This window comes from Mameliella sp. AT18 (genome assembly GCF_028807275.1).
Taxonomy (GTDB): domain Bacteria; phylum Pseudomonadota; class Alphaproteobacteria; order Rhodobacterales; family Rhodobacteraceae; genus Antarctobacter; species Antarctobacter albus.
In genome coordinates this window covers 11,411-28,480 of record NZ_JARAMO010000177.1, presented here as the reverse complement: position 1 = coordinate 28,480, position 17,070 = coordinate 11,411, and the positions used below count along the sequence as shown (strand labels likewise).

Below are 17,070 nucleotides of genomic sequence, written 5' to 3'. Positions count from 1 at the left end.
AGCAGCGCCGCCTCCTTGCCGTGCAGGTCCGCCAACTCGGCCTCCAGCCGCTTGTGATAGACCGTAGTGCCCGAGATATTGCGCGTCCCGCCCGAGCCGGCGCCGGTGGCGTCGATCGCCTCGTGCATGGCCTCGAGGACAACCGGGTGTTGCCCCATGCCCAGGTAGTCGTTGCCGCACCAGACGGTGATCGGTGTCTCGCTTCCGTCCGGCTTGCGCCAGGTGGCATGCGGGAACTGGCCCTTCTTGCGCTCGATGTCGATGAAGGTGCGGTAACGGCCTTCTTCGTGCAGACGGTTCAGGGCGTCATCCAGTTTCGCGGTGTAGTCCACCGGGCTCCTCCTTCTACTTTCGACCCTCGCCAGGGGGCCGGTGCTGCAGTCACACCTTATTCAATTTCATGAATAACTAACGACCGCGAGGTGATGTGTCCACCGTTTAGAACCGGACTATCGGTCGCATCCTTGATCTGAATCAACGGAGTGACCATTACAACTTTGATCGTAGGTACATAATGACGCATATCGGAAACATGATTCATTGCCTTTACCCACACGCGCCCTAACCTGCATGACGTCTTTGCAAAACCGGAGCAGGCATGACAACCCGAAGCGACATCGAGGCCCTGATCGCACGCGTCGCTTTGCGCGACCGCGGCGCATTCGGGGCCCTTTACGATGCCACCAGCGGCAAATTGCTGGCGATCTGCCTGTCGGTCCTGAAAGACCGCGAAGAGGCCGAAGATACCCTGCAAGAGGTCTTCCTGCGCATCTGGAACAAGGCAGACCGCTATGCCGTCACCGGCCACAGCCCGATGACCTGGCTGATCACCCTGGCCCGCAACATCGCCATCGACCGACTGCGTGCCCGGCAACGGTCGCAATCCGGGCAGGACAGGACCGAGACGGATACATTGCCTGATTCCCGTCCCGGCCCCGAGGCTTCGACCATCGCCGCCTCCGAAAGCCAGCGCATCGTGAACTGTCTCGATGAACTGCCGGACCAGCGGGCCAGCGCCGTGCGCGGCGCCTACCTGGAAGGGGCCAGCTACGCCGATCTTGCGGCCAAGTTCGAAGTCCCACTCAACACCATGCGGACCTGGCTGCGCCGGAGTCTGCAGAGCCTCAGGGAGTGCATGTCCCGATGAGCTCCGATCTGCCCGAAATGCCCGAAGACGATGATGACCTGCTGGCCGCGGAATATGTCCTGCGCCTGCTCTCGGCGGATCTCGAAGGCGTCGCCGCGCGCCGCGTTGCCGAAGACCCGGAATTTGCCGCCCGCGTTCACCGCTGGGAATCCCGCCTGGCCGACCTGGCAGAGGAACTGGACGAGGTGAGACCCTCTCCCCGCGTCCGGCGCGCGCTGCTGGCCTCTGTCGGCGGGGCGCCGGAATCGCGCGCCCGACGCTGGTGGCTGGGGGCCGGCCTTGGCGCGGTGACGCTGGCCGCGCTGGCCTATGTCGCTCCCCTGCCCTTCCTGACCCGTGGTCCGGATCTTGGCGCTGAGCTGGCCTCTGCCGATGGCGCCCTGCGGTTCGAGGCGCATGTCACCGGCGAGGATCTGGTGCTGTCCCGGCTCGAGGGTGGTCCGCGCGAAGGCCGCGCGCTGGAACTCTGGCTGATCGCAGCGGATGATCCGGCGCCGGTTTCGCTGGGCGTGCTGCCCGATGCGGAAGTGACCGAAATCGCGCTGTCACCGGCGGTGGCCGCCCGGATGGCCGGGGGCACGCTCGCCGTTTCGGACGAACCGCCCGGCGGCTCGCCCACCGGCGCCCCCACCGGAGAGGTCCTGGCCGCCGCGCCGCTTGTCGAACCCTGATCCGGCTGGACAGTCCCAAGCGGTCTGTTAGCCTCGCCGAAAAATCAGGAGTCCCCATGTCTCTCGACGCCACGCTTGCGCGCATCGACGCCGATCTTCCCGCTGCTCTGGATCGCCTCATGGCGCTCTTGCGCATTCCCTCCATCTCGACCGACCCGGCCTATGCCGACAAGTGTCAGCAGGCGGCGGACTGGCTGGTCCAGGACCTGCAAAGCCTTGGCATCGCGGCGGAAACCCGTGCCACGCCGGGGCACCCGATGGTCGTGGGCCATGTCGAGGGCGATGGCCCGCACGTCCTGTTCTACGGCCACTACGATGTGCAGCCGGTCGATCCGCTGAACCTCTGGGACCGCGATCCCTTTGATCCCGCGATCGAGGAAACACCCAAGGGCCGCATCATCCGCGGACGCGGCTCCTCGGACGACAAGGGCCAGCTGATGACCTTTGTCGAGGCGTGCCGGGCATGGAAGGCGGAACATGGTTCCATGCCCTGCCGCATCACTTTCTTCTTCGAGGGTGAGGAAGAAAGCGGGTCCCCCTCGCTGATCCCGTTTCTCAAGGAAAACAAGGAAGAGCTTAAGGCCGACATCGCCCTGATCTGCGACACCGGCCTGTTCGAAAGCCGCGTGCCCGCGATCATGACGCAGTTGCGCGGGCTTCTGGGTGAGCAGATCACCCTCACCGGCCCGGACAAGGACCTGCATTCCGGAATGTATGGTGGCGTCGCGCGCAACCCGATCCGCGTGCTGTCCCGCATCCTCGCCAACCTGCATGACGACAACGGCCATATCCAGGTGCCGCATTTCTACGATGGCGTGCCAGAACTGTCGGACGAGATGAAGGCACAGTGGGAGGCGCTCAACTTCGATCACGGCACCTTCCTGGGCGATGTCGGCCTGTCAAAGCCCGCCGGGGAACAGGACCGCAGTGCGCTGGAAATGATCTGGTCGCGCCCCACCGCCGAGATCAACGGCATCATAGGCGGCTACACCGGCGACGGGTTCAAGACCGTTCTGCCGTCCAAGGCCTCGGCCAAGGTCAGTTTCCGCCTTGTCGGCCAGCAGGACCCGCATGCCCTGCGCGAACATTTCCGTGAATGGGTCCGGGCCCAGCTGCCCGAAGATGTCTCGGTCGAGTTCCATGGCCACGGCGCCTCGCCCGCCAGCCAGATGCAGACCACCCACCCCGCCTTCGAATCCGCGCGCAGCGTGCTGGGCGCCGAATGGGGGCACGAGGCAGCCTTTACCGGCTGTGGCGGCTCGATCCCCGTCGCGGGTTATTTCAAGTCGATCCTCGACATGGACACGATGCTGGTCGGCTGGGGCAAGGACGACGACCAGATCCACTCTCCGAACGAGAAATACGACGTCGAGAGCTTTCACAAGGGCATCCGCAGCTGGGCCCGAATCCTGGACGCGATCCGTTAGACCAAAGGCAGGCGCCCCCGGCCCACCGGGGGCGTCTTACCGCGATTTTTCACCAAAACCCGAACGATTTGAATGTGAAGGCCCGTTTCGCGCCACATTCTCATGCCATTCCTGCCCGAAAGACCCGTTAACGAATTGGGCATGACCATGCCCTATCGCCCCACCGCCTTCCGCAAGCAGGACCAAAGCGACTTCAGCCGCCGCGTCCGTCGTATCGACCCCGAGGCACAGGCCCAGGGGGCCGCCGCGCGCCGGCGCGCACAGCCCAAGATGCTGACAGCGGGTCTGACCGGATTTGGCGCGGCCTATGCGATCTCTGCCATCGCCACCAACCGCGACCGGATCGAACTGGCCCTCCGGCAGGAAGGTCTGGCACCGGACACCCAGCACCTTGTCCTTTCAGCCCTGACGGCGGCATTGGCCGCAACCCTTGTGATGCTGACCTTCCAGGTCATACGTGCGGCCCTGACAGCCGGCGTGGCCCGCAAGAACGGTCGCGCCTACTTCCTTGGGGCCATTGTGGCCTTTGGCCTGTTCTACACGCCAGACTTCGTGTGGCAGCTGGGCTTTGACCTGCTGGACGGACGGTCGCAAAACGTCCTCGCAAGTGCCGGCGCCTTTTTCGAGGACAGCTTTCCCGGCCTGAACATCGACCAGATCAGCTTTACCTCCTCCGGTGGTCGCTAGGTCTAAATCAATCCCGTGAAACGATCAGGCAGCCGGTACTGTTGCGAATAGTCCGGCCGCTTGAAGGCGTAGAACCCGGTCTCGCCACGCGGACCCCAGCTGCGCGCCATGCGCTTGCGCACCCAGCTCAGATCAAACCCTTCTTCCATCGGCAGATCCGCAAAGGCGTCGAAGACGGCCCTGTCCTCTCCCCGCGCCTCGGCAAACCAGTGACGACCGATCGCGGTATCCTGAACATCCGTCCCGACCTCCTGCGTGACGGCATTGCGGGCGTTCATGGTCTGCACGTAGGTGCCGAAATCGCAGAATTTCAGGTGAAAGAGATACAGTTCATCCGGCGTGACCAGCTTGTCATACTGGGTGAAATGCCCGCCGCGCGCGATCTTGACGCCTTGGCTGATGATGCAGGGCTTGGAGTAGTGCGGCGCGAGGCGCACATGGCGACGCGGACCGAGAATCGGGCCGATGATCTCTTCGGGTTCGACGTCGATCCGGTGGATGACCTCCAGCCCCAGCGGCGTCAGCACGCGGCGCGGTTTCTGCTCCGCAAGGTAATCCAGCAGAGACCCACCATGCGCGGGATCCACCACCACCAGTTCATCCACGTCGCCCACGACCACATGCGTGTAGTAGCAGCGCAGCCCTTGGACAAGGTTGTTGAGAAGTCGCCAGCGCTTCATGTCGAAGTTAGGATGAGGATCGCCGGGTATCCCGATGATATTGCACCCTTCTGCAAGGTTTTCCACATCCTCGCCACGGCCATGATTGACGATGTAGCAATTTTCGCGCCCAAAGGTCTCGCCGTAGTGGCGCAACCAGGCTTTCAGGAAAAAGGCATCCCCGCGCACCATTGTCAGCGCCGCCGCCACCGATTGCATCTGCCCTGGCCTCTTTGTCGTTGTTTTGCCTCGCAGACTACAGCAACGACGGCGACATGAGAATCGCATTTTGGGGAACGGACGGCTAGGTTTGCCCAGGGACCAGCACGAGGCGGACATGATTGGACAGGCAGTCGCGAACACCGGATGGCAGATGGCGAAAGGTCCGCTTCGGCCGCAGCGGTTCCAGGTGTTTGGCGAACGCTCTTCCGGCACGAATTTCGTCAAGCGGCTGGTGGCGCGCAACAGCACCCTGACACCGACCGAGGACATGGGCTGGAAACACGGGTTTCCCCACATGACGGCGATCCCGGCCGACTTGCTGGTGATTTGCTGTGTCCGCGACGCACGCGCCTGGTCCCTGTCGATGCATGCGAAACCCTGGCATTGCCCGCCCGCGATGCAGCTTTTGCCCTTTGCCGCGTTCCTGCGCGCGGAATGGGCCACGATCGCGGACCGCAAACGCTATTTTCCCCAGGTGGCTGAACATGGCGGGATCGGGCAACCCCTGCAGCATGACAGACACCCACTCACCGGGCGCCCCTTTGCAAATCTCCCGGCCCTGCGGCAGGCGAAACTGTCGGGGCTGATGTCCTTTTTGGAACGGGGCTGTTCCGTGGCCTTTTGCCGGCTCGAGGCCGTGCAGGCCGCGCCGGAGCATTTTGTCACCGCGCTGTCCGAGCACTTCGACCTGCCGGTTCATGCGCAGCCTTTCCGGCCGGTGGTCAAACGCCTTGGATCGAAATTCCGGCCTGCCGTGCCAGAGCGTCCCGAAACCCCGAGCCGTTTTCCCGAGGCCGACCTGCCCTTCCTGCGTGCGGGCCTGGACCTCGCGACCGAAGCCCGCCTCGGGTATGATTATTCCTGAGGACGGATCAGCACAGCCCTGAAATCATTGACATTCGTCCCCGTCGGGCCCGGCGCGAAAATGTCGCCCAGGGCCTCGAAGGCGCTGTAGGGGTCCTGCCTCTGGACATAGCCCATCGGGTCCTTGCCCCGCGCCCGAAGCCGGTCAAAGCTGCTGCCGTCGACAAAGGCACCGGCGTTGTCCTCTGTCCCGTCGATGCCGTCGCTGTCCGCCGCCAGGGCAGTGATCCCGGCCAGTCCTTCGATGCCCTCGGCAAACCCCATCAGAAAGGCCGTGTTCCGCCCGCCGCGCCCCGGGTTTTCCCCAAGCGTCACCGTGGTCTCGCCCCCGGACAACAGAACCACCGGCGCGTTGAAGGGTCGATTGCGCAGGGCGATTTCCCGGGCAACTGCCGCATGCACACGGCCCACGTCATAGGCCTCACCCTCGATCGCGTCAGACAGGATGGCGGCCGTCAGGCCCGCGGCTTCGACCCGCTCCGCCGCTGCCTCCAGCGACAGGCGGGCCGAGGCGACGACACGTACCGTGTTCCCCTGGAAACAGGCATCACCTGGGTTTGGCGCAGCGCTGGCATCACTTGAAATATGCGCCATAACCTTTTCCGGCAAAACGATATTCCGCGCCGATATCATGGCCAGCGCATCCTGCCGGCCAACCGCATCCGGAACCGTCGGCCCGGAGGCGACCTGCGCGGGATCGTCGCCCGGCACATCCGACACCACCAAAGAGACCACCCTTGCCGGATGCGCCGCAGCGGCCAGCCGTCCGCCCTTGATCCTGCTGACGTGCTTGCGGATCGCGTTCATCACGCCAATCGGTGCCCCGGATGCCAGCAACGCCCGGTTCAGCGCCTGCTCATCCGCCAGAGACAGCCCCTCGGGCGGTGCGGGCAAGAGCGCCGAACCGCCACCGCAGACCAACGCGACAACCAAGTCATCCTCCGTCAGCCCCTCGACCGCGCGAAAGACCGCCTTTGTTGCCATCAAGCCGGCCTCGTCCGGCACCGGGTGCGCCGCCTCCATCACCGGCAGGTGACGGCAGGGCGTGGCATAGCCATACCGCGTGACAACCACCCCCTCGACCGGATCCTGCCAGTGGTCCTCGAAGGCCGCAGCCAGTTGCGCGGCCCCCTTGCCCAGGGCAACAACCACGATCCGTCCCTTCGGCTTGTCCGGCAAAACCCCGGCGAGCGCCTTTGCCGGATCCGCCGCAGCCACCGCGACCTCGAACAGTTCGGTCAGAAAGCGCCGTTCATCCATATCCTGTCCCTGTTTCCTTCCCGTCGCATCAAGCGGGGATCACGCCTCGGCGTGCATTCGCGCCAGACGTTCGACATTTTCGCGCACATGATCCAGCGGCGGACAGCTGCGGCGTGTCTCAAGCGAGACATGCAGCATGAACTGGTCCCCGGTGGCCAGGACCTCTCCGTCCGACGCGCGCTTCATCTCGTGCCAGAGACGCAGCTTCTTGCCCTCGCCCAAGGTCACGCGCGTCTCGACGAAAATCTCTTCTCCGGCAAGCGTTTCCGCAAGGTACTTGATGTTGGTTTCAGCGGTGAAATAGCTGTTTCCCGCGTCGATATAGGCCTGGTCGGCGCCGACATGGGTCATCAGCTCTTCCGAGGCGTCCGAGAAGACCTGGCCATAGCGCCCCTCGTTCATGTGGCCGTTCAGATCGGTCCAGTCCACCGGCACGATGCGGCGCACGGTCACCATCGGCACGGTTTCCTCCAGCGGGCCGCGCAACCGGTCATCCTGCGCGCGGATCAGCCTGCCCGCCGCCGCGCCCTGCATCTTGAGCGCCCGCAGAATCGCCACCAGGTTGTCATCCCGCAACCGTTCCAGGTCACGGATCGACATGTGACCGGACTGCGCATCCGACTGCTCCGTGATCAGGTCGACAAGCTCGTCGGTGAACTCCGGCACATCCGTCAACTTGGTCCAGGGCCAGGACAGGCAAGGACCGAACTGGGCCATGAAATGCCGCATCCCGGCCTCGCCACCGGCGACACGATAGGTCTCGAACAGGCCCATCTGCGCCCACCGCAGGCCAAAGCCATAGCGGATCGCGTTGTCGATTTCTTCGGTCGTGGCGATACCGTCCTTGACCAGCCACAAGGCCTCGCGCCAGACCGCCTCGAGGAACCGGTCCGCGATATGGGCGTCGATCTCGGCCCGGACATGCAGCGGGTACATGCCGATCCCGGTGAGGATCTCGCGCGCCTTTTCCACGGTGTCCGGCGCTGCCCCCTCGCCCGGCACCAGCTCGACCAGCGGCAAGAGGTAGACCGGGTTGAAGGGATGCGCGACGACGATCTGACCGGGACGCGCCGCCCCCTCCTGCAGCTGCGAGGGTTTGAAGCCGCTGGTAGACGAGGCCAGCACCGCGCCGGGTTCGCAGGCGCCCTGGATCTCGGCATAGACCTTGTGTTTCAGGTCCAGCCGTTCGGGCACGCTTTCCTGGATGAACTCGGCGCCCTCAACCGCCTCGGCAAGGCTGTCGTGGAAACTGATTGCGCCCCGTGCCGGCATCGGTGCCTCGAACAGCATGGGCAGGGCCCGCACGGCCCCGGCCATGACCTCGCCGATCTTGCGCTCGGCCTCGGGGTCGGGATCGTAGACCCGCACCTCCCAGCCCATCAGCGCAAAACGCGCCGCCCAGCCTCCACCGATGACACCACCGCCGATGATCGCTGCCCGTCTTGCCACGTCACACTCCCTGTTTGGTTTCGTTTCCACCCTAAGCGGCCCTTTATCTGACCGAAAGTGCCCCGCGCCCTGTTCCCGCCCTCAGGGGGACAGGGTTTCCGTGTGCCCGTCGATCGCCAGGATCTGCCCGGAAATCTTGCGGGCCGCGGGCGAAGAGAGCCAGAAAACCGTCTCGGCCACGTCCTCTGCCGTCACCCAGCTGCGCAGCGAGACGCCGCGCACGTAAAGCGCGCGCACCTCCTCGGGGCTGAGGCCCGACGCCGCGCTTTCCATTGCGACAACCCTGTCCATCCGGTCGCCCTCGACCGCGCCCGGGCAGATCGCGTTCACCCGCACGCCTGCCGGTCCCAGCTCCATCGCAAGGGTCTTGGTCAGCCCGACGATGGCCCATTTGGCCGAGGCATAGGGCGCGCGCAAAGGGTAGCCATGCAGGCCGGCGGTCGAACTGGTCAAGACGATCAGCCCGTCGCCTTGCGCGCGCATGACACGCGCCGCCCAGCGGCAGGTCAGGAAGGCACCCGTCAGGTTGACGTCGAGACAGGCCCGCCAGGCGTCCAGGTCCAGCGTCTCGATCCGGCCCGCCTGCCCGCCCGTTCCGGCGTTTGCACAGACCAGGTCAACGCCGCCGAACGTCTCTTCGACACGGCCAAGGAAGGCGGTCATGGCACTCTCGTCGGTCACATCGACGACCTCTGCCAGGGCCTGCGGATGGTCGGTGCGAAACGCCTCGACCGCGGAGGCATCGACGTCGCAGACGGCCACCCGGTCGCCCCGGGCAAGACAGCCCTCGGCCATCGCCCGGCCAAGGCCCGCGGCCCCTGCGGTGATCAGAACCCGGGTCATCCCTGCTCCAGCCGTTCCAGGTCATAGCCGTACCAGACAAGGATTTCGCGCGCCGCGCGCAGACGTTCCCCGGGAGTCCCGGTGCGGTCCATGATCCAGACCCGCCGCCCATCGGGATCGCCAAGCGCCGCCGTCCTGTTGTCCGCGTCGATCCAGTAGACCCAGACCGGCGCGCCACCAAGCATCAGCCGTCCCTGCCCCTCATCCGTGACCGGCATCGCGCGCCCGCCAATCACCGCTTGCCCCGCGTCGAACCTCACCCGCGTGCCGGGGTACACCCCAGCGCCCTGAACAACGCGCCAGTCCCCGCTAAGCCGCCCCAGGGCCGCATCCGCCTGCGAGGCCACGGGCGCCGTGGGATTGCGCAGCGGCAGATCGGTTTTCGGCGGGGCGGCAGCGCATCCGGCCAGCGCGAGGACAAGGCACAAGGCCCTCACGCCAGACGCTCCGCGACAACCCCAGCAAGAACCTTGCCAAAGCGGTGATGCGCCTCCGGCTCCCAGTGGACGCCGTCCTTGGGCGATACGGCGACGTGATCGCCGGCGCGCAGGAAACCGGCCCCTTGCCGCTCGGCAGCCGCCTCGATGAACCCTTCCATCCCGGCCTGCCGTGCCTCGGCCCCGGCAAAGACCTCGCGCAGGGCACCGGTTTCCTGCACCGGCACCGGAGAGACAAGGACGATATCGCGCACCACACCTTCGGCCCGCGCCATCAGCGCCAGCCGCTCGACCGAGCGGGCGATTTCCCAGGCGCTGACCGAAAAGCGTATCTTGAGGTCGTTGGTGCCCAGCATGAGCATCATCAGGTCAATCGGTTTGTGGCTGTGCAGGATCGCAGGCAGCACCGTCGCGCCGTTGCGCATCCCGCCCTCGACCACGTCATCGTGCACGGTGGTGCGCCCCGGCAACCCCTCGTCGATAACGCGGAAACCGGCGCCCAACTCGCGCGCCATCACGTCGGGCCAGCGGTCTCCGGGCGGATGGCGCAGGTCCACGCCGGGCGCCGGAAGCGGCGCCGTGCCGTGGGTATTGCTGTCGCCGTAACACAGGATTGTCTTCATGCCACCCTCCCCGCTTTGCGCCCATCCAGACGGCATAGCGACGGGGCGTCAATCCCTCAAATGCACGGTTTCGCCTTGTTTTTCGCGGCGCGACACGGCACAACACCTGCCGTTGACCCTGCGTCCGCACCCCAAGGCCCGCTGCCACACGAGAGGCCCATGCGCGACAGCGATGACCGGACGGCGCCCCTGCGCGGGGCGCGCCACGCGCGGCTGTTCGCGCTCTACCGGCAGGAACGCTTGCCCGGAGACGAAAGCCCTGTCCCCGCAAACCGCGAAACCGCGCTCAGCCCCGAAGAGGCGCGCCGCCTGCAAGAGATGGCCATTGCCTCTCTCAGCCGCGGAACCCCGTGGCGACAACGAATTTTTCGCTTGAATCGGACCGGCTCGCCGGCGGCTTGAAATTCGCCACCTTTTCGAACCGGCGTTTGAGCTCGGCCTGAAGGCTGCCCTCGGCCCCGCCCTGAAGCACCTTGGCGACAAAGGTGCCGCCCTCTTCCAGAACGTCGAAGGCCAGGTGCGCCGCCGCCTCGCACAGGGCGATGATCCGCAGGTGATCGGTCTGCTTGTGCCCGGACGAGGCCGCGGCCATGTCCGACATGACCACATCGGCCTTGCCCCCCAGCCAGGCCTTGACCTTGTCGTCGGCACCGTCCTCCATGAAATCCAGCTGGTGGATCTCGGCCCCCGGGATCGGGTCGACCACTTGCAGGTCGACACCCAGGACAAACCCCTGGGCCTTGCCCTGCTTTTCCCCCAGCGCATTGACCCGCGGCACTGCCACCTGGCACCAGCCTCCGGGCGCGCATCCCAGGTCGACCACACGTGCGCCGGGCACGAGGAACCGATACTTGTCGTCGATTTCCAGGATCTTGAAGGCCGCGCGCCCGCGATATCCCGCGTCCTTGGCGCGCTTGACGTAAGGGTCGTTCAGCTGCCGTTGCAGCCAGAGCGTCGACGAGAGCTTGCGCCCCCGCGCGGTCTTGACCTTGACCTTGAGGTCACGCTGCCCGCGCCCCGAGCTGTTCTTGCCGCCGGATTTACTGCCTGTGGGTTTCTTCGCCATCTGAACGCGACCTTGCTTTGGGAACCCCTTGCATACGCCAATGCGGCGCCACTCGAAAGACCGTTCCCGATCACGCGCTGCCTGTTGCCTTTTCTCGCCAAAGGAGACCAAATGCCGGCGCAGGACCGCAACAGGAGAGACCCATGCCCTATTACGACATTTTCCTTGCTCCGATCCAGGATGACAAGAAGGCCGCCTACGGCGATTTCGTCAAATTCACCCAGGAGATGTTCATCGGCCTGGGCGCGACGGATGTCGTCGATCTCTGGCCCAGCGACATCCCCGATGGCGAGGTCACGTCGCTGCCGCTGGCGGTCAAGGCGCAAGAGGGCGAAAGCGTCGCCGCGGGGTACATCGTCTGGCCGTCGAAAGAGGTCCGGGATGCGGGCTGGGGGAAGATGATGAGCGACGAAGAGCCCTTCGACATGCCCTTCGACGGCAAACGCATGATCTTTGGCGGTTTCGAAGAACTGATGCGGACCACTGCCTGAGGGGTGCCCCCGTCAGAGAGGGCCGTCCTCCAGCACGCCGTCGGCGGACATCTGGGCGTACAGCAGCCCCTCACGCAGACCCCGATCGGCCACCGAAAGGCGGTCGGTCGGCCAAAGCCGCAGCAAAGCCTGCAGGATCGCCGACCCGCTCATGATCAGCGCATGGCGGTCCGGGCCGATGCGCGGGTCCTTGCGGCGGCCCGCCGGTCCCATCGCCAGGTAGCGCTGGATCACAGCCTCGATCTGGTCCGAGGACATGCGCAGCCCGTCCACCTTGGTCCGGTCGTAGCGTCGCAGGCCAAGGTGCGAGGCGGCAACGGTCGTGACCGTGCCCGAGGTGCCGACGATCTGGAATCCCTCGCGCGCCTGTTCGTCCTGGTACGGGGCGAATTCGGCCAGGTTTTCCTCGAAATACCAGCTCATCAGCGCATAGCGCGCGGCATCGTCCATGACGTCGGAAAACTGGTCGCGTAGCGTTGCCACGCCCAGCGGCACGCTTATCCAGTCCACCACCTTGGCCGAGGGGAACGGGCTGTCGGGCGGATGAAAGCCCGCGTGCAGGCGCATGATCGCGCGCGGCCGTTCCCGGGGCGCGACCTTGCTGAGGTCGATCCAGACCAGTTCCGTCGAGCCGCCGCCGATATCCACCACCAAGAGCTGTTCGGTCTTGGTCGAGACCAGCGGCGCGCAGGAAATCACTGCCAGACGCGCTTCTTCCTCGGGCTGGATGATCTCCATCTTCAACCCGGTTTCACGCTGGATGTGGCGGATGAACTCCCGCGCGTTGCGCGCCCGGCGACAGGCCTCTGTCGCGACCAGACGCATCCGGGTCACCTTGTGGCGTTCGATTTTCTGACGGCACACATGCAGAGCCGACACCGTACGCCCCATCGAGGCGCGGCTAAGTCGGCCAGTCTTTTCGAGCCCGTATCCAAGCTGGACGGACTTCGAAAAGCTGTCGACCACATGGAACTGGCTGCCCTTCGGCTGGGCAATCAGCATGCGGCAACTGTTTGTTCCCAGATCCAGCGCCGCATAGAGCGCGTTGGGATCTGGCCGTGATGGCGCGGGGCTCTCGACCGGTTTCGGGAAAGCGCCCGCAGCCTTGGGACGCTTTGGCGCCATGACGTCGCGCCTTTTCCGAGATCAACTTGCCTTCACGATACGCGCCGTTCCCCTATCGCGCAAGCATCATGTATCCGGGGGCCCAGCGGATTGACGAAGTAATCGCGCAGGTAGTCGTACTGGGCGTCCAAAAGCGGGCGCAACCGGTCGATGGTGCGCCCCTCGAGGTCGAAGATCGACAGCTTTCCGCCACTGGAATTGGCATGCGGCATCCGGACGGTTTCGCCGGTGCGTCGGCTCAGGTCAGCGGCCAGCTCGTCGAGTTCGCCGGTGCGATAGACCCGGTCGTAATCGCCACGCAGGTCCGGGCCAAGGAACAACTCGGCCCCCAGAACGTGATGCTTGACGATGGACGACTTGCGCCGGTAGCGCGGCAAGCGACAAAAGAACGTGTCGGGGTCCGGGTTCACCGGCAGGCCACCTGTCGCGCGCACCCTTGGGCTGTCCTTGAGCGCGCGGCGCTTGACGACGATGTCCGTGTAGCACGACATAAGGCGCTTCGCCGGGTCGCGCACCACGCAGAACCGAAAGAAATCGGCGTGTTCGGCCCAGAGCCCGGGATGATACCGCCGTGTCTGGTAGATCCGGTGCCAGGTCTGGAAATCGGGCTTGTCCGGGACAGCCACCCAGGGGTCCAGCATCGCAAGCGCCTTCTTCACCGATGAACATCCCGCCTTCGGCAGGGCGACATAGGCCAGTTTCCAGGCGTCGATTGCGATGACCAAGGCGCATTCCCTTCCCTTGCGTGACATGCGGCTACCAGCGGCATGCGGCAGAATTCGGGCACAAACCTTAATTTTCCTCATCTAGATGGTGAGAACTTCTGACCTTCGTTGCGGTTGGAACCCGGACGCACCCGGCATAAGCTGTCGCGCATGGCGCGGGACAAGTCGAAAATCGACCCGTGCCCATGTCGTACCGCGCGTAAAGAAGCACGAAGAAGCAAGGGAATCGGACCTATGGCAGAGCTGACCATCGTCTACTGGCGCGACATCCCCGCCCAGGTCATCGTGGGCAAGGGCCGCCGTGGCGCCAAGGTCCAGCTGCCCGAACGGTTCGAGCAGGCCATCGACCGCGCCGCCATGAAAACTGGCGCCGCAGAGACGGACGCCTATCTTGCAGAGTGGCGCAAGGTGGTCTCCGGCACCGTCGATGGCGACCCGCAGGAAGCCGCAAACGCCGAAGCCGCACGGCTGGAGGCGGAGTTCGATCAAGAGCGCATCAAGGCGCTCATCGCCAACGACGGCTGGGCCTGAGGCCCGGATCACGACATGACCCTTAAGGAGACGCTCATGGCCCTCTTGAACTTCCGCAAGCGCGACGAGGCCCCCAAAACCGGCAACCCCGAGATGGAGGCCTTCCTGCAGAACTACTCGATCGAGGTCATGCCGCGCACGGCCTCCAAGGTCGAGGATTTCCGCGCGCTCCTGCCCGAGGGCACACGCGTCTACATCGCCCATATCGAGGGCACGCCGATCGAGGAAATGGTCGCCACGGCCAAGCGCCTGTCGGGCGAGGGCTACAACGTGATGCCGCATTTTCCGGCCCGCATCATCAAGGATGCCGCGACGCTGGAAAACTGGATCGCCATGTACCAGGGCGAGGCAGGCGTCGAGCAGGCGCTGCTGCTGGCCGGTGGCGTGACCGAACCGCACGGCGATTTCCACAGCTCGATGCAGCTGATGGAAACCGGCCTCTTCGACAAGGCAGGCTTCAAGCGGCTGCATGTCGCCGGTCACCCCGAGGGCAACAAGGACATCGACCCGAACGGCGGCGACGCCACCGTGATGGAAGCGCTGCGCTGGAAACAGTCGTTCAGCGAACGCACCGACGCGCAGATGGCCCTGGCCACCCAGTTCGCCTTTGACGCCGGTCCGATCATCACCTGGGCCAACCGCCTGAAATCCGAGGGCATCGACCTGCCCGTGCACATCGGCATCGCCGGCCCGGCCAAGCTGCAGACGCTGATCAAGTTCGCCATCGCCTGCGGCGTCGGCCCCTCGCTCAAGGTCCTGCAAAAGCGCGCGATGGATGTGTCCAAGCTGCTGCTGCCCTACGAGCCGACAGAGGTCCTGTCGCAGCTGGCGGCCCACAAGGCGGCCAACCCGGACTTCAACATCGAACAGGTCCACTTCTTCCCGCTGGGCGGCATCAAGACCAATGCCGAATGGGCCATCGCAAACGGCGGCGCCTCGGGCCGTCCCGCCGCGGCGCATGGCTGAGGCATGACCCGACCGGCCCTGCTGTTCGACCTGGACGGCACAATGCTGATGACCGATGACATTCATCGGGAGGTCTTCGTCGACCTGATGGTGCCCTATGGCATCGAAGTCACCGAGGACTTCTACATGGCACATGTGCACGGACGGCTGAACACGGATTTCTTTGCCGAGTTCCTGCCGGATCTCGAAGATCCGCAGGGCCTGTCGGACCTCAAGGAGGCGCGGTTCCGCGACCGCCTGCCGCGTCCCTACCCGGCCATGCCCGGGGCCGAAAAGCTGATCGACCGGGCGCGGGCCGAAGGATGGGCGCTGGCGGTCGTGACCAATGCCAACCGGCTGAACGCCGAGGCCATGCTCGAAGCCGTGGGCCTGCGCGCGGCCTTCGAGGTGCTGGTGATCGGCGAGGAATGCGCCCGGGGCAAACCCGACCCCGAGCCTTACCTGGCGGCGATGCGTGCGCTGGACATCGCGCCCGGCCATGCCGTCGCCTTCGAGGACAGCGCCTCGGGGCTGCGCGCCGCCGCCGCCTCGGGTGCCTATACCGTGGGGCTCCGATCGGGGCTTGCGGATGCAGACCTGCGTGCCCACGGCGCACAGGACACGATACAAGATTTCAACGACCCCGCGCTCGAGGTGATCCTCGGGCGCCTGACAGGAGAGCCAGTTCAATGACCCGCACCATCGTCGAGTCGAAAACCAAAACCGCCGTCATCGGCTTTGACGAACCGTTCTGCGTGATCGGCGAGCGGATCAACCCCACGGGCCGCAAGATCCTGAACGTGGAACTCGAAGCCGGCGATTTCAGCCGCGTCGAGGCCGACGCCATCGCGCAGGTTGCCGCCGGCGCCACCGTTCTGGACATCAACTCGGGCGCCGTCTTCTCCAACAAGATGGCCGAGGATCCGCGCTACGCCGACAACAACTTTGTCGAGCCGACGCTGATGCGGCAGCTGGTCGAAGTGGTCCAGAACGTCGTCGACATCCCGCTCTGCATCGACAGCTCGGTCCCCGGCGCCCTGGAAAATGGCCTGGCCGCCGCCGAAGGCCGCCCGCTGTTGAACTCTGTGACCGGCGAGGAAGAGCGCCTGGAACTGGTGCTGCCGCTGGTCAAGAAATACAACGTGCCGGTCGTGGCGATCTCGAACGACGACACCGGCATCTCCGAAGACCCCGAGGTCCGCTTTGCCGTGGCTAAGAAGATCGTCGAGCGCGCCGCCGATTTCGGCATTCCCGCGCATGACATCGTGGTCGACCCGCTGGTGATGCCCATCGGCGCAATGGCCACCGCAGGCCAGCAGGTCTTTACCCTGGTTCGCCGCCTGCGCGAGGAACTGGGCGTGAACACCACCTGCGGCGCCTCGAACATCTCCTTTGGCCTGCCGAACCGTCACGGCATCAACAACGCCTTCCTGCCGATGGCGATGGGCGCGGGCATGACCTCGGCCATCATGAACCCGGTCGCCCTGCCGGTGAACGCCGCCAAGATCGCCGAGAAAAAGGCCGAAGTTGCCGCCGCCGGGATCATCCTGCCCGAGGACATCGACGACGAGACCTTTGTCACCCTCTTCGGCATGGGCTCGACCAAGCCGCGCGCCGGCAAGGAGATGGAGGCCATCCGCGCCGCCAACTTCCTGACCAACAACGACGACGGCGGCGCCGCCTGGATCGAGTTCAACCGCCAGGCCCCCAAGGCCGGCCAGGAAGGCCGCGGCCGCGCCGGCCGCACCGGCGGCCGCCGCCGCCGGGCCTGAGTCCACAGATCAAAGGCCCGGCCTACCGCCGGGCCTTTTTTCTAACAGCGTCGAGAACAGAGATTCTCGCAGGGGATTCCGTCGTTGTCCCCGTCGCGTACCTTTTGCCCGCATTGAACCAGCTTG

20 protein-coding genes are annotated in these 17,070 nt (G+C 65.3%); 10 read left to right on the top strand and 10 right to left on the bottom strand.

Features of this window, described 5'->3' with window-relative positions:
- Window positions 1-332 (bottom strand): aminotransferase class I/II-fold pyridoxal phosphate-dependent enzyme (locus PVW46_RS15615; RefSeq protein WP_274576564.1); only part of this gene is annotated, 332 nt, incomplete at its 3' end.
- 266 nt (window positions 333-598) lie between these two features.
- On the opposite strand from PVW46_RS15615, the gene PVW46_RS15610 reads away from it, so the two are divergent.
- The 4 genes from PVW46_RS15610 to PVW46_RS15595 all read left to right on the top strand — a co-directional run bounded on the left by PVW46_RS15610 (window position 599) and on the right by PVW46_RS15595 (window position 3,932).
- On the top strand, window positions 599-1,147 hold the full coding sequence (locus tag PVW46_RS15610; protein WP_043138700.1) for a sigma-70 family RNA polymerase sigma factor: 549 nt from the start codon (window positions 599-601) through the stop codon (window positions 1,145-1,147).
- Window positions 1,144-1,818, top strand: a complete 675-nt coding sequence (locus PVW46_RS15605) for an anti-sigma factor (protein WP_069208888.1) — start codon at window positions 1,144-1,146, stop codon at window positions 1,816-1,818. The genes PVW46_RS15610 and PVW46_RS15605 overlap by 4 nt, the downstream gene beginning before the upstream one ends.
- A 56-nt stretch (window positions 1,819-1,874) precedes the next feature.
- On the top strand, window positions 1,875-3,245 hold the full coding sequence (locus tag PVW46_RS15600) for a M20/M25/M40 family metallo-hydrolase (protein WP_069208889.1): 1,371 nt from the start codon (window positions 1,875-1,877) through the stop codon (window positions 3,243-3,245).
- A 141-nt stretch (window positions 3,246-3,386) separates the two neighbouring features.
- Window positions 3,387-3,932, top strand: coding sequence for a hypothetical protein (locus tag PVW46_RS15595; protein WP_069208890.1), 546 nt, complete (start codon window positions 3,387-3,389; stop codon window positions 3,930-3,932).
- 2 nt (window positions 3,933-3,934) lie between these two features.
- On the opposite strand, the gene PVW46_RS15590 is transcribed toward PVW46_RS15595, so the two are convergent.
- Entirely contained in the window at window positions 3,935-4,810 is an 876-nt protein-coding gene (locus PVW46_RS15590; protein WP_069208891.1) for a glycosyltransferase family protein, read from the bottom strand.
- Window positions 4,811-4,928: 118 nt separating this feature from the next.
- Between PVW46_RS15590 and PVW46_RS15585 the strand changes: the two genes are divergently transcribed.
- Entirely contained in the window at window positions 4,929-5,678 is a 750-nt protein-coding gene (locus tag PVW46_RS15585; RefSeq protein ID WP_069208925.1) for a hypothetical protein, read from the top strand.
- Here the strand turns inward: PVW46_RS15585 and PVW46_RS15580 are convergent.
- The 6 genes from PVW46_RS15580 to PVW46_RS15555 form a co-directional block, all read right to left on the bottom strand.
- Window positions 5,669-6,937 (bottom strand): glycerate kinase type-2 family protein, encoded by a 1,269-nt coding sequence (locus tag PVW46_RS15580; protein ID WP_069208892.1) that lies wholly within the window; start codon window positions 6,935-6,937, stop codon window positions 5,669-5,671. The two genes, PVW46_RS15585 and PVW46_RS15580, sit on opposite strands and share 10 nt — an antisense overlap.
- 39 nt (window positions 6,938-6,976) lie before the next feature.
- On the bottom strand, window positions 6,977-8,386 hold the full coding sequence (locus PVW46_RS15575) for a carnitine 3-dehydrogenase (RefSeq protein WP_069208893.1): 1,410 nt from the start codon (window positions 8,384-8,386) through the stop codon (window positions 6,977-6,979).
- 81 nt (window positions 8,387-8,467) lie between these two features.
- Entirely contained in the window at window positions 8,468-9,229 is a 762-nt protein-coding gene (locus PVW46_RS15570; RefSeq protein WP_069208894.1) for an SDR family oxidoreductase, read from the bottom strand.
- Window positions 9,226-9,666 carry a lipocalin family protein gene (locus tag PVW46_RS15565; RefSeq protein ID WP_069208895.1) on the bottom strand — a complete coding sequence of 147 codons (441 nt, stop codon included), beginning with the start codon at window positions 9,664-9,666 and terminating at the stop codon, window positions 9,226-9,228. The genes PVW46_RS15570 and PVW46_RS15565 overlap by 4 nt, the downstream gene beginning before the upstream one ends.
- On the bottom strand, window positions 9,663-10,289 hold the full coding sequence (locus tag PVW46_RS15560; protein WP_274576556.1) for a GDSL-type esterase/lipase family protein: 627 nt from the start codon (window positions 10,287-10,289) through the stop codon (window positions 9,663-9,665). The genes PVW46_RS15565 and PVW46_RS15560 overlap by 4 nt, the downstream gene beginning before the upstream one ends.
- Window positions 10,290-10,623: 334 nt before the next feature.
- Window positions 10,624-11,355, bottom strand: a complete 732-nt coding sequence (locus PVW46_RS15555) for an RlmE family RNA methyltransferase (protein ID WP_043138676.1) — start codon at window positions 11,353-11,355, stop codon at window positions 10,624-10,626.
- 143 nt (window positions 11,356-11,498) lie between these two features.
- Between PVW46_RS15555 and PVW46_RS15550 the strand changes: the two genes are divergently transcribed.
- Window positions 11,499-11,846 carry a DUF1428 domain-containing protein gene (locus PVW46_RS15550; protein WP_069208897.1) on the top strand — a complete coding sequence of 116 codons (348 nt, stop codon included), beginning with the start codon at window positions 11,499-11,501 and terminating at the stop codon, window positions 11,844-11,846.
- A 12-nt stretch (window positions 11,847-11,858) separates the two neighbouring features.
- On the opposite strand, the gene PVW46_RS15545 is transcribed toward PVW46_RS15550, so the two are convergent.
- Together PVW46_RS15545 and PVW46_RS15540 are read right to left on the bottom strand one after the other, a co-directional pair.
- Window positions 11,859-12,971, bottom strand: a complete 1,113-nt coding sequence (locus PVW46_RS15545) for a Ppx/GppA phosphatase family protein (RefSeq protein WP_043138673.1) — start codon at window positions 12,969-12,971, stop codon at window positions 11,859-11,861.
- A gap of 32 nt (window positions 12,972-13,003) precedes the next feature.
- On the bottom strand, window positions 13,004-13,723 hold the full coding sequence (locus PVW46_RS15540) for a sulfotransferase family 2 domain-containing protein (protein WP_274576554.1): 720 nt from the start codon (window positions 13,721-13,723) through the stop codon (window positions 13,004-13,006).
- Window positions 13,724-13,930: 207 nt separating this feature from the next.
- Between PVW46_RS15540 and PVW46_RS15535 the strand changes: the two genes are divergently transcribed.
- The 4 genes from PVW46_RS15535 to PVW46_RS15520 are packed head-to-tail and all read left to right on the top strand — an operon-like array spanning window position 13,931 to window position 16,944.
- A complete protein-coding gene (locus PVW46_RS15535; RefSeq protein ID WP_069208898.1) occupies window positions 13,931-14,227 on the top strand; it encodes a virulence factor in 297 nt (98 codons plus the stop codon).
- A gap of 36 nt (window positions 14,228-14,263) precedes the next feature.
- Window positions 14,264-15,193 carry a methylenetetrahydrofolate reductase gene (locus tag PVW46_RS15530; RefSeq protein WP_069208899.1) on the top strand — a complete coding sequence of 310 codons (930 nt, stop codon included), beginning with the start codon at window positions 14,264-14,266 and terminating at the stop codon, window positions 15,191-15,193.
- A gap of 3 nt (window positions 15,194-15,196) precedes the next feature.
- On the top strand, window positions 15,197-15,865 hold the full coding sequence (locus tag PVW46_RS15525; protein ID WP_043138661.1) for an HAD family hydrolase: 669 nt from the start codon (window positions 15,197-15,199) through the stop codon (window positions 15,863-15,865).
- On the top strand, window positions 15,862-16,944 hold the full coding sequence (locus PVW46_RS15520) for a methyltetrahydrofolate cobalamin methyltransferase (protein ID WP_043138658.1): 1,083 nt from the start codon (window positions 15,862-15,864) through the stop codon (window positions 16,942-16,944). Before PVW46_RS15525 ends, PVW46_RS15520 begins: the two co-directional genes overlap by 4 nt.
- Window positions 16,945-17,070 lie beyond the last annotated feature (126 nt).